12 protein-coding genes are annotated in these 12,868 nt (G+C 70.2%); 4 read left to right on the plus strand and 8 right to left on the minus strand.

Annotation, left to right across the window (positions count from 1 at the left end; genetic code table 11):
• Nucleotides 1-14: 14 nt before the first annotated feature.
• Nucleotides 15-1,424 (minus strand): 3-isopropylmalate dehydratase large subunit, encoded by a 1,410-nt coding sequence (gene leuC / locus POL72_RS20410; protein ID WP_272097144.1) that lies wholly within the window; start codon nt 1,422-1,424, stop codon nt 15-17.
• 232 nt (nt 1,425-1,656) lie between these two features.
• On the opposite strand from leuC, the gene POL72_RS20415 reads away from it, so the two are divergent.
• Nucleotides 1,657-2,568: a LysR family transcriptional regulator gene (locus POL72_RS20415; RefSeq protein WP_272097145.1), complete on the plus strand. Its 912-nt coding sequence runs from the start codon at nt 1,657-1,659 to the stop codon at nt 2,566-2,568.
• A 132-nt stretch (nt 2,569-2,700) separates the two neighbouring features.
• Here the strand turns inward: POL72_RS20415 and POL72_RS20420 are convergent, their stop codons facing one another.
• The 5 genes from POL72_RS20420 to POL72_RS20440 form a co-directional block, all read right to left on the minus strand.
• A complete protein-coding gene (locus POL72_RS20420) occupies nt 2,701-4,245 on the minus strand; it encodes an IMP dehydrogenase (protein ID WP_272097146.1) in 1,545 nt (514 codons plus the stop codon).
• A 212-nt stretch (nt 4,246-4,457) separates the two neighbouring features.
• Nucleotides 4,458-5,423, minus strand: coding sequence for an AraC family transcriptional regulator (locus POL72_RS20425; protein WP_272097147.1), 966 nt, complete (start codon nt 5,421-5,423; stop codon nt 4,458-4,460).
• Between the two features lie 148 nt (nt 5,424-5,571).
• Nucleotides 5,572-6,681: a DUF5005 domain-containing protein gene (locus tag POL72_RS20430; RefSeq protein WP_272097148.1), complete on the minus strand. Its 1,110-nt coding sequence runs from the start codon at nt 6,679-6,681 to the stop codon at nt 5,572-5,574.
• Between the two features lie 219 nt (nt 6,682-6,900).
• Nucleotides 6,901-7,239 carry a four-helix bundle copper-binding protein gene (locus POL72_RS20435; RefSeq protein WP_272097149.1) on the minus strand — a complete coding sequence of 113 codons (339 nt, stop codon included), beginning with the start codon at nt 7,237-7,239 and terminating at the stop codon, nt 6,901-6,903.
• 447 nt (nt 7,240-7,686) lie between these two features.
• The gene (locus tag POL72_RS20440) at nt 7,687-8,343 is read right to left on the minus strand and encodes a ferritin-like domain-containing protein (protein WP_272097150.1); all 657 of its coding nucleotides are present in this window, start codon (nt 8,341-8,343) and stop codon (nt 7,687-7,689) included.
• 79 nt (nt 8,344-8,422) lie between these two features.
• Here POL72_RS20440 and POL72_RS20445 point away from each other — a divergent pair, with 79 nt between their 5' ends.
• The 3 genes from POL72_RS20445 to POL72_RS20455 all read left to right on the plus strand — a co-directional run bounded on the left by POL72_RS20445 (nt 8,423) and on the right by POL72_RS20455 (nt 10,902).
• On the plus strand, nt 8,423-9,406 hold the full coding sequence (locus POL72_RS20445) for a hypothetical protein (RefSeq protein ID WP_272097151.1): 984 nt from the start codon (nt 8,423-8,425) through the stop codon (nt 9,404-9,406).
• A gap of 79 nt (nt 9,407-9,485) precedes the next feature.
• Nucleotides 9,486-10,304 (plus strand): MOSC domain-containing protein, encoded by an 819-nt coding sequence (locus tag POL72_RS20450; protein ID WP_272097152.1) that lies wholly within the window; start codon nt 9,486-9,488, stop codon nt 10,302-10,304.
• Nucleotides 10,305-10,425: 121 nt separating this feature from the next.
• Entirely contained in the window at nt 10,426-10,902 is a 477-nt protein-coding gene (locus POL72_RS20455) for a DUF2059 domain-containing protein (RefSeq protein WP_272097153.1), read from the plus strand.
• A gap of 32 nt (nt 10,903-10,934) precedes the next feature.
• Here the strand turns inward: POL72_RS20455 and POL72_RS20460 are convergent, their stop codons facing one another.
• Both POL72_RS20460 and POL72_RS20465 read right to left on the minus strand, forming a co-directional pair.
• The gene (locus tag POL72_RS20460) at nt 10,935-11,795 is read right to left on the minus strand and encodes an alpha/beta fold hydrolase (protein WP_272097154.1); all 861 of its coding nucleotides are present in this window, start codon (nt 11,793-11,795) and stop codon (nt 10,935-10,937) included.
• Nucleotides 11,796-11,922: 127 nt separating this feature from the next.
• On the minus strand, nt 11,923-12,735 hold the full coding sequence (locus POL72_RS20465; RefSeq protein ID WP_272097155.1) for a dienelactone hydrolase family protein: 813 nt from the start codon (nt 12,733-12,735) through the stop codon (nt 11,923-11,925).
• Nucleotides 12,736-12,868 lie beyond the last annotated feature (133 nt).

Raw genomic sequence — 12,868 nt, forward strand, 5'->3', positions numbered from 1 at the left:
GGGTGCGAGCGTCGTCAGATTCCGAACACGTCACGAGCGTCGGCGATCTCGCCGCGGACGGCGGCAGCCGCGACCATCACCGGGCTCATGAGCACGGTGCGCCCGGTGGGGCTCCCCTGCCTGCCCTTGAAGTTGCGGTTGGACGAGGACGCGCACAGCTCATCCCCGATGAGCTTGTCGGGGTTCATCGCCAGGCACATCGAGCAGCCCGGCTCGCGCCACTCGAAGCCCGCCTCGCGGAAGACCCGGTCCAGCCCCTCGGCCTCGGCCGCGCGCGCCACCTCCATCGACCCCGGGACGGCCAGCGCGCGCACGTGCGGCGCGACCTTGTGCCCCTGGATGCGCCGCGCCACCTCCCGGAAATCGGAGATGCGGCCGTTCGTGCAGCTGCCGATGAACGCCACGTTGATCTTCGTCCCCTCGATCGGCTTGCCGCCCTCGAGCCGCATGTACTCGAGCGCCTCGCGGATCAGCGCCCGCTCGGACTCGTTCGCCACGTCCTCGGCCGCCGGGACCCTCTCCTTCACCGAGATCGCCTGCCCCGGCGTGATGCCCCAGGTGACCGTCGGCGCGATCTCGCTCGCGTCGATCCGGACGACGTCGTCGTAACGCGCGTCCTCGTCGGAGGCGATCGAGCGCCAGTACTCGAGCGCCTTGTCCCACGCCTCGCCCTTCGGCGCGTACGGACGCCCCTTGATGTACTCGAACGTCGCCTGGTCAGGGTTCACATAGCCGACCCGGGCGCCGCCCTCGATCGACATGTTGCACAGGGTCATCCGCTCCTCCATCGAGAACCCCTCGATGGTCGACCCGCCGTACTCGTACGCGTAGCCCGTGCCGCCGGACACCCCGAGCCGGCGGATGATCTCGAGGATGATGTCCTTCGCGTAGACGCCCGGCCCGAGCTTGCCCTCCACCTGGATCCGCCGGACCTTGAGCCGCTGGAGGCTCAGCGTCTGCGTGGCGAGCACGTCGCGCACCTGCGTCGTCCCGATCCCGAACGCGATCGCGCCGAACGCGCCGTGCGTCGACGTGTGCGAGTCGCCGCACGCGATCGTCATGCCCGGCTGCGTGAGGCCGAGCTCGGGGCCGATGATGTGCACGATGCCCTGCCGCCCCGACTCGAGATCGAAGAACGTGACGCCCTGCTCGGTGCACGCCTTCTTGAGCGCGTCGACCATCCCCTCGGCCAGCGTGTCCTTGAACGGCCGCTTGCGGTTGTCGGTCGGGACGATGTGATCGAGGGTCGCGAACGTCCGCTCGGGCATGCTCACCCGCAGGCCGAGATCGCGGAGCATCCCGAACGCCTGGGGGCTCGTCACCTCGTGGATCAGGTGAAGGCCGATGAAGAGCTGATCCTCGCCGCTCGGCAACGTGCGGACTTTGTGGAGGTCCCAAACCTTGTCATAGAGACTCTTACCCATGATGGCCTCTCGCGGTGCGCTGGAATCGGGTGAAGGGGGGTGAAGGGGGACGGCGTGCGAAGCGAAGCGGACCAGCCCGAGCGCCGCAGCCACGGCGCGCCGGCAGCCTCGTTGGAGGCGTCCGGCGCGCCGCCGGTCTGGCGGTCCAACGTCGGGCGGGCGGCATGACTATGCGGGCGCGAGAGGATTAAGTCGAATGAAACTTTTTTCACGATCGGTTAAGTAAAACTACATGGACGCGTCGCTGCTCCCCGCGCTCGAGGATGTGCTCATGGTGGCCCGGTCGGGCTCGGTCGCCGAGGCGGCGCGGCGGCTGCACAAGACGCCGTCGGCGATCAGCCAGCAGGTGCGGCGGGTGGAGGAGCGCTTCGGGGTGGCGCTGTTCGAGCGCGACGGGCGCGGCGTGCGGCTGAGCCCGGCCGGCGAGGCGGCGCTCGGCGCGATCACGCGGCTGTTCGACCAGGCGGAGGGGGTGTTCGAGCTGCTCTCGGAGCTGGCGGGGGAGCCGTCGACGACCCTGCGCGTGGCGGCGAGCGACTACCTCGGCAAGGGGCTGCTCGTGCCGGTGATCCGCCAGATGCTCGAGAAGCGCGCGCCGGTGCGGTTCGCGATCACGACGGCGAACTCGGTCGACGCCGCGCGGGGGGTAGAGCGCGGCGAGGTGGATCTGGGCCTCGCGTCGGCGTCCTCGGCGGGCGGCGACCTCGTGAAGCAGCCGCTGTTCGTGCAGCCGTTCCTCTGGGTAGGGCCGCGGCTCAAGGGCTCGGCGCCGGCGCTGCGCGAGCGGCTCCGGCACGAGCCGCTGCTCCGGCTGGCGCCCGGCAGCGTGGGGCGGCGGATGCTCGACGCGTACCTGGATCGCGAGCGGATCCGGCCCATCTCGACGATCGACGTGTCGAGCGTGTCGCTCCTCGTCTCGTACGTCTCCGGCGGGCTCGGCATCGGCCTCGCGCCGGCGCTCGCGCTGACCGAGGTCGCGCGCTCGCGGCTCGACGTCGAGGTCGCGGAGGTCGACCCGCTGCCCGTCGAGCTGATGACGCGCGAGAATTTCCGGCGCAATCCGATCATCGAGCGCTTCGTCGAGCGGCTCGCCGCCGAGGGGCGCCGCGCGGAGCAGCGGACGCGCGCGCTCCTCGGCGGCTGACGCCGCGCGAGGCGCGCCGCCGCCCGTCAGGTGGACGGGGTGCGACACGATGACTCGCCCCGTCGACAAGAGCGTGCGCCCCGGGGCGCAACAGGGGTGGTCGGCGCGGCCGGCGCGGCCGGCCTGCGTGGCTCAGGGCTCGCGCGTGTTGCCGCGCGTGTCCTTCAGCATCACGTCGTGGACGCCGCCCTCGTGGATGCTCACCGCGGACGCGACGGTCAGGCGGGCGCGCATGTACAGGTCGCGCAGCGAGGTGGCGCCGCAGTTGCACATCGTCGAGCGCACCTTGGCCAGGGTGACGTCGAGGTTGTCCTTCAGCTTGCCGGCGTACGGCACGTAGCTGTCGACGCCCTCCTCGAACTCCAGCTGATCCTTCTTCTTGCTGGTATCGCCGTGGTCGTAGCGCTGCCAGTTGCGCGCGCGGTTGCTCCCTTCACCCCAGTACTCCTTCATGAACTGGTTGTTCACGCGGACCTTGCGCCCGGGCGACTCGTCGAAGCGCGCGAAGTAGCGGCCCATCATGACGAAGTCGGCGCCCATCGCGAGGGCGATCGTGATGTGGTAGTCCTGGCTGATGCCGCCGTCGGAGCAGATCGGCACGTAGACTCCGGTCCGCTGGAAGTACTCGTCGCGCGCCTTGGCCACCTCGATCACGGCCGACGCCTGGCCGCGGCCGATCCCCTTCTGCTCGCGCGTGATACAGATGGATCCGCCGCCGATGCCGACCTTGACGAAGTCGGCGCCCGCCTCGACCAGGTAGAGGAAGCCCTCGCGATCGACGACGTTGCCGGCGCCGACATAGGCCGGCTTGCCGAGCGACTTCACGAAGGCGATGGTGTCGCCCTGCCACTCGGAGTAGCCGTCCGACGAGTCGATACAGAGCACGTCGGCGCCCGCCTCCACCAGCGCCGGCACGCGATCTCTGTAGTCGCGCGAGTTGATGCCGGCGCCGACGATCAGGCGCTTCTCGTGATCCACGTTCTCGAGCGGGTGCGCCTGGTGCGACTCGTAGTCCTTGCGAAACACCAGGTACTGGAGGTGCTGTCGCTCGTCGATGACGGGCAGGGTGTTGAGCTTGTGACGCCAGATGAGCTCGTTCGCCTCCTGCAGATCGAGGCCGACCTTGCCGCAGTGGATCGACTTGAACGGCGTCATGATCTCGCGCACCGGCGTGCTGAGCGGCGTCTTGCCGAGCCGGTAATCGCGGCTCGTGATGATGCCGACGAACCTGCCCGTGGGCGTGCCGTCCTCGGTGATCGCAATCGTGGAGTGGCCCGTGCGATCGGTGAGCTCGAGGACGTCGCCGAGCGTCGCGTCGGGGCGCAGGTTCGAGTCGCTCACGACGAACCCTGCCTTGTAGTTCTTCACGCGCCGCACCATGGCGGCTTCCTCCTCGATGCCCTGCGAGCCGTACACGAACGACAGGCCGCCGCAGCGCGCGAGCGCGATCGCGAGGTCGGCGCCCGAGACCGACTGCATCATCGCGCTGGTGACCGGCACGCTCATCGTGAGCGGCGCGAGCCTCGGATCTGGCGGCGTCGCGCCCGGATCGGCCTTGAACCGGACGACAGGGGCCGTGAGATCGACGTTCGCCGGGACGCAGTCCTTCGTCGTCAGATTCGGGACGAGCAGGTACTCGCCAAACGTCCTGCTCGGCTCATCGTAGATGAATGCCATGTCGGCTCCTAGTGCAAGGATCCCCGGCTGTCAAACACGAGCGGCGCCGTTCTCCCGGGAAAGTCGTGTAATATCGATGGTTTGCGGGGGCAACGGCGGGCCTGGAAGGGCGGCGCGAGGCGCGAGGCGACAGGGGCCCGGCCGCCCGCCAGCGTCGCGGCGAGGCGGTGCAGGAGCCCGGGCGGGATGACCGGGCTCCCTGGGGGGCGGAGCTAGAGCGGGCGCACCGGCAGGCAGAGCTCGCAGCGGAAGCTGTTGGTCTTGGGATCGTGGAACTCGCCCTGGTAGAGCTCGAAGCAGGGCCGGTGATCGGGCTGATAGCCGCTCTCAGGGAGCCACCTGCCGAAGAGCTGGTCCCAGGCGGCGCCGATCGTGTGCGCCTCGCCGAGGAACGCGCCCGCGGCGTACTTGCCGCCGGCGACGTCGGTCACGTTGACGTCGCCGTCCGCCTTGAAGTCCTGCGGGATCACGATGGCGGCGTCGAGGCGGCACTTGGCAGGCTCGGTGACCTTGGGGTTGTCGTGCGCGATGTTGAGGCAGATGCGGTCCGGGGTCCACAGATCGCGGGCGCTGGCCCAGCGCACGAGCCGCTGCCAGGCCTCGTCGACGCTCCCTCCCGGGCCGTAGGGGCCGACGCATCGGACATAGGCCACGTGGTAGCTCGGCAGGGTCTTCACGGTCACGTTCATGATCTCCTCCTCGTCTTGGCGGGCGTCCGCGCCCGACGAGGAGGCATCTTGGTAGGGCGCGCAGACCGCTGCTTTGCACGGATTGCGCTCGACTTCACCCGGCTTGCGATCCGCTTGCCCCGCCTTGCGCGCGTCCGTGGCGCCGCCGTTGCGCCAGGCGGACGCGCTCATGCCGAAGCGCTCCTTGAAGGCGCGCGCGAAGGCGCTCGCCGAGCCGAAGCCGTTCTCGAGGGCGATCTCGAGGATGTCGGCGCGCGGCCGCTGCACGAGGTGGCTCGCAGCGGTCTCGAGGCGCGTCCGCTGGATGAACTCGCGAAGGTTCTCGCCCGTCATGGACTTGAACACGCGGTGGAAGTGAAACGGCGAGAACGCCGCCACGGCCGCCAGCGTGTCGAGGGAGAGGTCCTCCGCGCGGTGGGCCTGGATGTAGTCGATCACGCGGTTGACCCGCCGCTGGTACTCGGCGCGGCTCCTGTCGGACGTTGCCACGGGCGGAGGGTACCTGATGGATGGTCGCAGAAAAAAGGGCCTCGGCCGCGACCGCGCCCAGGTTGGGAGGGGCGCCCGGCACCCGACTCAACGTGGGTCGGGTCGCCTCAACGTGGGTCGGGTCGCCTCAACGTGGGTCGGGTCGCCTCTACTCGAGCTCCAGCTCGACGAGCCGGATCTCCCCCTCCAGGAACCCCGTCTCCCGGAAGTACGTCATGTACTCCACCCGCTCTCCTTCCCGCGCGAGCTCCGCGTGCACGAGGGCGGCATAGGGCCACGCATCCGGCGTAGGCGGGACCTCGGCGGTGAGAACCACCGCGCTGTCCGACCAGGGCCCCTCCGGCGCCGGAGCCGTCCGGATCGAGATCTCCGACGATACCGGCTCGCTGTACAGCGCGATGTACCTGCCGACATGCTCATTCCAATGCACCGACATCATCGGTGCCCCCGCCATGACCGGCTCCGCCTCACCATGGCCCTTCACCCAGCGCTCGTCCGAGAAGAACCGCCACGCGTCGCGCTCCGTTGCCTCCGCGAGCGGGGCGCGCGCGACGATGCACGGGCACGTGAGACCCGAGCACGCGCAGGCATAGGCGTAGAGCATCCCCTCGCGGACGAGCGCCGCCGACGTGAGCAAGGGCTCATCCGCGCCGAAGAGGAGCGTCGGATCCGCAGCGCCCGGGCGCACCTCCGGGCGTGCGGGGGGCGCGTCGAGGCTCTCCCAGACAGCGATGGACGAACCCAGCATGTCGACTTCGAACGCCCCGGCCCCGAGTCGCCCCGTCACCTTGCTGTAGAAGACGAGCGCACGGCCGGTCGCCTCGTCGACGACGATGGGGCCCGGCCACAGCGCATAGCGCGCTCCGCAGTCCTCCTCGCACGTCTCCTCCGAACGAGGGTCGGAGTGCTCGAGGTTGAACGCGAGCTCCTCCTCGGTGAACGGCAGGAACTCCCGCGGCGCGCCGTCCGCGTCGAGCGGCTCGGTGAGCGACGAGAGCCCATCCGACGCATCCAGATCGTCGGTCGCGCAGAAGGTGCTCGACCTCCAGAGCGCCCCGTCTTCCCCCGGCATCTCCAAGGTCGTGTCGCCGAACACCCACACCGATCGGTCGCCCCACCGCGCGCTGTAGCCGCCGTCCCGCCCTCGGATCGCCGGGGCAAACTCCAGCGCGCCCAGGTCGCGCACCGCGCGCACCGCGGCCTCGGGCGCCTCCTCGCCACACCCGGCGCACAGGAGAGCGAACCCGGCGGCTCCCATGGTCCTTCGATAACGCATGCGCGCGAGGGTACCATGGGGAGCCTGAACGCCGCCGCCGTCGGCGTCGCTCCGCTGCCGGACTACACGCGACGGGGGCGCCGGCGGGCCCCGCGCGCACAAGGGCTCTGGCGCAGAGGATGGCGGCGATCCGCAAGAGGCGAGGAGAGCTACTCCGCTGATCGGTTCGCGGTCTGGAGGACGGCGATGCCTCCGCCGCTGTCAAATCTGCCTGCAGGCGGCAGCGCAGCGGCGGCACTCGTCAGCGCACGTCTTCATCTGCATATCCCCAGTGAGCTTATCGCAGCTCGCCGCGCACTGCTCGCAGAGGCTGGCGCACACGCTCATCATCTGGGGGATCTGGGGCGAGCTGCGCAGGAGGAGCTTCGAGGTCGCCTCGCAGATATCGGCGCAGTCCTGGAGCATCCGCATGTGCGTGGCGCTCACGTGAGAGCCTCCCATCTCGAGGCAATACTGAGCCGCGTGCGTGCAGATCGAGCTACAATCCTGGGTGAACCGGGCCACCTCCCGGAACGATCTGTCCCCCGGAAACTTGATCATGAGAACCCCCCTTGATCCAACCGGCCGCCCCTCGCCGCGAGGGAGCCTCGCGACAAGGCGGCAACTTCGGTATCTGGAGGGTGCATGGATTCGATGGCTTTCGCATGTCGGGCCATCCCGTAAATGGGCCTCGGAACAGCGACCGACGCCGAGACCGCCGTGCCCTCGAGCGCGCCTCGCGAACAGCCGGGACGCCGCGAGACATGCGCGAACGCCCCGCCCGAACCGCTGGTCCCGCCCTGGTCGCTCCCTCCGCGCAACGCGGCGACACAACGTGGCTCTACTGCGGGAAGTTGCCCCGGCTCGGCAGAAAAACCGCCAAGCCGCCAAAGACGCCAAGGGGAGAGGGGGAAGGGGGCCGTCCGGGCATCCCCCTATTCCCCGGTTCTCTTGGCGCCCTTGGCGGCTTGGCGGTTCGCTTCCCCGGCCGACTTGCCGCAGTAGAGCTTAGCACCCAGGCGCGCGGCAGATACCCATCTTCAGGCGCGCGATCTCCTGGAGCTCCTCGGCGATCTCGAGCGTGCGCATCGCGGCGGCGCGCGCGAGCGCCTGGGACTCCTCGGTGACCGCGAGGCGCGCGAGGAGCCGCCGGCCCATCTCGTGGTGATGGCCCTCGTCCGGCTGGATGACGTCGCGGTAGAGGCGCGCTGTCTCGGCGTCGCCTTGCGACTCGCAGTAGTCGATGAACGCCTGGTTGTGCACCTTCGCGAGCGCCTCGCGTGTGAACTGGCCCGCTGCGACGCGCTCGACCGTGGAGCCGAGCCCCTTCAAGTACCCGAACATCGGCGTGGGAGGCCCGAACTTCGCCGGGATCGCCGCGGGGTCGACGCCGAGCGCGCGGAGGCGCTCGGCGATGAGCCGGTAATGCCTCGCCTCGTCGCCGCACTGGCGGGCGAGGGCGAGCTTCACCTCCACGTCGGTCTCGGTGGTGAGCCAGAGCGCAGCCTCCTCGGTCGCCTCGAGCTCCTTCTTGAGCGCGGTCGCGAGCAGCGCCGGGATGCCGACGCCGCTCGCCGGCTCCGCCGCGCGGGCCACGGCGCCGATGTGGGCGAGGCGCTCACCGACCTTGCGGTCGAGCTCGTCGAGGAATTCCTCTGGTTTCATGCGGGGCATGATGGGCGCGCCCCGCGCGGCGGGTCAATAGGCCGCGCTTCCGGCGGCCAGGTGGGTGTACCCTCCTCGAATGGCCTGGTGCTTCCTGCCGCCGTGGATCGATCTCGAGTCGGTCTCGATCTCGTTCGAGCTTCCCGCGCGCACCGTCCTGAAGCGCACCGGCGTGGCCGCGCTCGCCACGTCGAGCGCGACGGCGCTCCGCCTGACGCTCGCGCCGGCGCTCCTGCGGATCACCTTCGAGCCGTACCTCGTCATCGACCTGCCGCCGCCGCTCGGTGACATGGGGCTCCAGCAGATCGAGTACGACTTCCGTTCAGGCGCGATGACGCCCAACGTCTTTTACACGGGAGGGCTCGTCCGGGTCGGAAAGGGATCGGCGGAGGACGAGGCGCGCGCCTTCATGCGCGGACTCGTCACGTCGACGCCCATGGCCATGCCCCCGTACGACCCCACGAGCGATCCCGATCTCGTCGTGACGGTGCGTCAGGCGCTCTCGAACCTCGAGGCCGGCAGCAGTACGGCCGTGCGGGGCGCCCGCCTGTCCGCGCGGCTGACGCTGCGCCAGGAGCTCGCTGGCGGGGTGGGCTCGGACGGGTTCCGCATTCCGACCGGCGCGACCGTCGCGGCCAGCGTCGATATCGAGGGCACCCGGCAGGAGATCGAGACGGCGCCGCGCGTGCAGCGCATCGAGGTCGACTGTTCGTCGGCGGTGCTCCAGAAGGGGGGAGTCGACCAGGCCGATGTCCGTCGCTTCATCGTGAAGCGCGGCGGAGAGATCGCCGTCGAGCGGGTCGAGCCGCTCGGCGCGGCGCGCCAGGCCGCGGGCGCCGAGTCGCTCGTGCGCCTGTTCAGCGCCCTGGTCGCGGGCGGCGGCGTCGCGCTCGACCCGCAGCGCCTCGGGCCGAGCGTCGTGGAAGGGCTCGTCAAGGAAGAGATCGCGCGCGCCCTGCGCCCCGCGCTCGTCGGCTGGGTGCGGCAGAACGCCGACGTCGTCGTGGGGATGGACCTGCGGCAGGTGCTCGGGATACCGGCGGAGGGAGGCGACGTGGCATGAGGGGCGGCGCGGGCGTTCGCGACGCGCGCTCCGTGCTTCTCCAGGCGCCGAGCGCCCGAGGGGTGTTATAAGCTACGGAATGCGACTCTCCGCGATCCACATCTATCCCGTCAAAGGCTGCCGGGGCCTCACGCTCGACGCGTCCGCCGTCGACGCGCTCGGCCTCGCCGGCGATCGGCGGTTCATGATCGTCGACCCCGAGGGAAAGCCCCTCACGCAGCGCCCGCTGCCGCGCATGGCGCTCATCGAGACGCAGCTCTCCGAGAGCGCGCTCACGCTCGGCTTCGCCGGCCGGCCGCCGATCTCGGTGCCGCGCAGGGCCGAGGGCGCGCGCCTGCTCACGGTCGAGGTCTGGAGCAGCAGCGGCCTCCTGGCCGAGGATTGCGGTGACGAAGCCGCCGCGTGGCTCAGCGGCGTCCTGGATCACCCGGCGCGGCTCGTCCGCATCGGCGAGGCGTTCCGGCGGCCCGTCCTCAAGGCCTCGGTGGCAGGCACGGAAGACGTCGTGTCGTTCGCCGACGAGTTCCCGCTGCTCGTGATCTCCGAGGCCTCCCTCGCCGATCTGAACGCTCACCTCGAGGGCCGGGGCGCCGCGCCGTTGCCGATGGATCGCTTCCGGCCCAACCTCGTCGTGAGCGGCTGCGCTGCCTTCGACGAGGACCTGTGGAGCCGCGTCCGCATCGGAGACCTCGTGCTCCGCGCCGGCGGCCCGTGCGGCCGCTGCGTCGTCACCACGACCGACCAGCGCACCGCAGAGCGCGGCCCGGAGCCGCTCCGCACGCTGGCCAGCTACCGGCGCGATGCGCAGAGGCCCGGCGAGGTGAACTTCGGACAGAACTACATCCAGGAGACGAAATCCGGCACATTGCGCGTGGGGGACGAGGTGACGGTCGTGTGACCGAGCACCCGATCTGCTCCTGCGTGGCGGCTCCTCGGGTGTCGCGGCGGCTCATGGGAGAGAATGCGGCGGGCCAGCCTGCGCGGCTCGGATCGCGGCGCGGTCGTGATACAAAGGGCCGATGAGAAAGCACGCGCTTCGTTCATGGATCGTCTCGCTCGCCGTCGTGACCTTGCTCTCGTTCGTGTCGCTCGGCAGCGCCTACGCGGGAGAGGCGGAGAAGAAGCTCGCCCTGGAGCTCACGCACCTCGTCATGCCGAAGGACGTCTACAACGCGCTCCTCGATCAGCTGATGACCAACATGAGTGCCTCGATGCAGCAAGCGGGCGCGAAGGTCTCGACCAAGGAGGCCAGCAAGCTGAAGGCGGTGGTCGCCGAGGTGCTGCCGTACGACGAGCTCGTCCAGTGGAACGTCGATATCTACGCGGGGAAGTTCACCGCCGATGAGCTGAAGGAGCTCATCAAGTTCTACGGCACGCCGGTCGGAAAGAAGGCCGCGAAGCTCCTCCCGGAGATCAGCGGCGAGGTGGGGAAGAAGGTCGGGACGGTCATCGTCCAGCGGATGCCCGCGGCGATGAAGAAGGCCGGGATCCAGTAGAGGGCGCGACGCTCGGCGGTGCGCTCTGCGCGCTACCGCCTCTCGGCCAGGAAGCCGGCGACGGCGTCGAGCAGCGCCCGCGGCTCGTCAGCGCGCACCCAGTGGCTGCTGCGCTCGAAGATACGTAGATCCGCGCCCGGGATGAGCCGCGCGATCTCCTCCGAGAGATCGGGTGGGCAGATCCAGTCGTGTCGGCCGGCGATGACGAGCGTGGGCACGGCGATCTCGGGGAGGCGCGGCGTGAAATCGAATCTCCGCATGAACCTCTCCAGGCCGACGTTCCACGCGTCGACGCTGTAGATGGTGCGCGCGCCGGCCTCGTTCGCCTTCTGCGGATCGAAGGTGGTCGAGTAGAGCGGCCCCAGGATCTGGAGGAGCTCGGCGAACTGCGCGTCGCCCTCGATCTCGCCGGCCCAGAGGCGTTCGCACGCCGCTCTCTGCTGCTCGGTGCCGCGCTCCGCGACGATCCGCTTGGCCCGGTCGATGAGGCGATGGCTGGCTGCCGTGGCCACCAGGATGAGATGAGAGATGTTGCGCTGGTATTCGAGCGCATAGGCCATGGCCACCATGCCGCCATAGGAGGTGCCCATCACGACGATACGATCGAGGCCGAGGTGCAGGCGGAGCGCCTCCATGTCCTCGACGTTGTTCTCGAGGGTATACGTCTCCTTCGGCCCGCGCGCGGAGCGGCCCTGTCCGCGATGATCGAAGTAGACGAGCTGCGCCTGATCGGCGAGCGGCGTCATCCCGCCCTTGTGCGAGGCGTGATCTGCGCCAGGTCCGCCGTGTACGACGAACATCACCGGCTTCTCGCGCATCCGCGGGCCGTCGGGGACGAGGCCCATGCCCTCGATGTCGAAGTAGAGCTCGGTGCCTCGGATCCTGGCGCGCACGGCGTCAGGGTATCCGATCGGCGGGGCGCGGTGGCGCGGGCGGGAGGTGCGTGGGGAGTAGCAGTGGAGGCGCAGCTTGTTGCCGGGGCAGCAGGGGCCGCCAGGGCGCTGTCGCGGCTGGTCGCTGTCAGGCGACGCCGTGTCGGGCCAGCCAGTCGAGCTGGCGCTGCCAGGCGTCGGCGGCGGCTTCCGGCCGGTAGCTCGGCCGGTAGTCGGCGTAGAAGGCGTGCGGGACGTCCGGGTAGACCTGGATCTCGGAGTGCGCGGCGCCGGGCGCGCTGCCGGCCTCGGAGGCGGCACGGAGCGCCTCCTGCAGCGCGGTGACCGTCGGGAGGGGGATGCCCTGGTCCTGTCCGGCGTAGAGGCCCAGCACGGGCACCTGCAGCGCGCCCGCCACGTCGATGGGGTGCCTGGGCTGGGCCTCGGTCCGATCGCCGGTCAGGCGTCCGTACCAGGCCACTGCCGCCTTGAGCGCCGGGTTGTGCGCGGCGTACAGCCACGTGATGCGCCCGCCCCAGCAGAAGCCGACCGCGGCCACCTTGCGGACGTCGGCCTTTCCGGAGGCTTGGGCGAAGGCCACGCTGGCGTCGAGGTCGGAGAGGACCTGCCGGTCGGGTACGCGGCCCGCCAGAGCGCGGAACTCATCGACGGTGTGGAGGTGGCTCGGATCGCCTTGCCGAACGAACAGATCCGGGGCGAGGGCGTAGTAGCCGCGGTGTGCGAGGCGGCGGACCACGTCGCGGATGTGCTCGTGGACGCCGAAGATTTCCTGGATCACCAGCACCAGAGGAAAGGGGCCACCGGAGGCGGGGTGGGCGCGGTAGCCGGGGAGGTCACCCGCGGGCGCGGGAAGGGTGATCGCGCCTGCGATGAGTCCGGCGTCGTCGGTGTGGATGGGCTTCGGAGCGTTGCTCTCGGCGATGGGCGTGGAGGCGGTCATGGCGGGCGCCCAGCAGCCTCCGTGCCATGGGCGCGACCGACCCGACCCGGGTTGGGGAGCCGACCCAGGTTGAGGAGCCGACCCGGGTTGAGGAGCCGACCCAGGTTGAGGTGCCGACCCAGGTTGAGGAGCC

It is taken from the genome of Sorangium aterium (genome assembly GCF_028368935.1).
Taxonomy (GTDB): domain Bacteria; phylum Myxococcota_A; class Polyangia; order Polyangiales; family Polyangiaceae; genus Sorangium; species Sorangium atrum.

Coding starts and splice junctions, on each gene's coding strand:
- POL72_RS20440 (WP_272097150.1), bottom strand. CDS start 8,343: ATGAAACCAGAGGAATTCCTCGACGAGCTCGACCGCAAGGTCGGTGAG.
- POL72_RS20435 (WP_272097149.1), bottom strand. CDS start 7,239: ATGATCAAGTTTCCGGGGGACAGATCGTTCCGGGAGGTGGCCCGGTTC.
- POL72_RS20465 (WP_272097155.1), bottom strand. CDS start 12,735: ATGACCGCCTCCACGCCCATCGCCGAGAGCAACGCTCCGAAGCCCATC.
- POL72_RS20450 (WP_272097152.1), top strand. CDS start 9,486: ATGCGACTCTCCGCGATCCACATCTATCCCGTCAAAGGCTGCCGGGGC.
- POL72_RS20430 (WP_272097148.1), bottom strand. CDS start 6,681: ATGGGAGCCGCCGGGTTCGCTCTCCTGTGCGCCGGGTGTGGCGAGGAG.
- POL72_RS20415 (WP_272097145.1), top strand. CDS start 1,657: ATGGACGCGTCGCTGCTCCCCGCGCTCGAGGATGTGCTCATGGTGGCC.
- leuC (WP_272097144.1), bottom strand. CDS start 1,424: ATGGGTAAGAGTCTCTATGACAAGGTTTGGGACCTCCACAAAGTCCGC.
- POL72_RS20420 (WP_272097146.1), bottom strand. CDS start 4,245: ATGGCATTCATCTACGATGAGCCGAGCAGGACGTTTGGCGAGTACCTG.
- POL72_RS20445 (WP_272097151.1), top strand. CDS start 8,423: ATGGCCTGGTGCTTCCTGCCGCCGTGGATCGATCTCGAGTCGGTCTCG.
- POL72_RS20455 (WP_272097153.1), top strand. CDS start 10,426: ATGAGAAAGCACGCGCTTCGTTCATGGATCGTCTCGCTCGCCGTCGTG.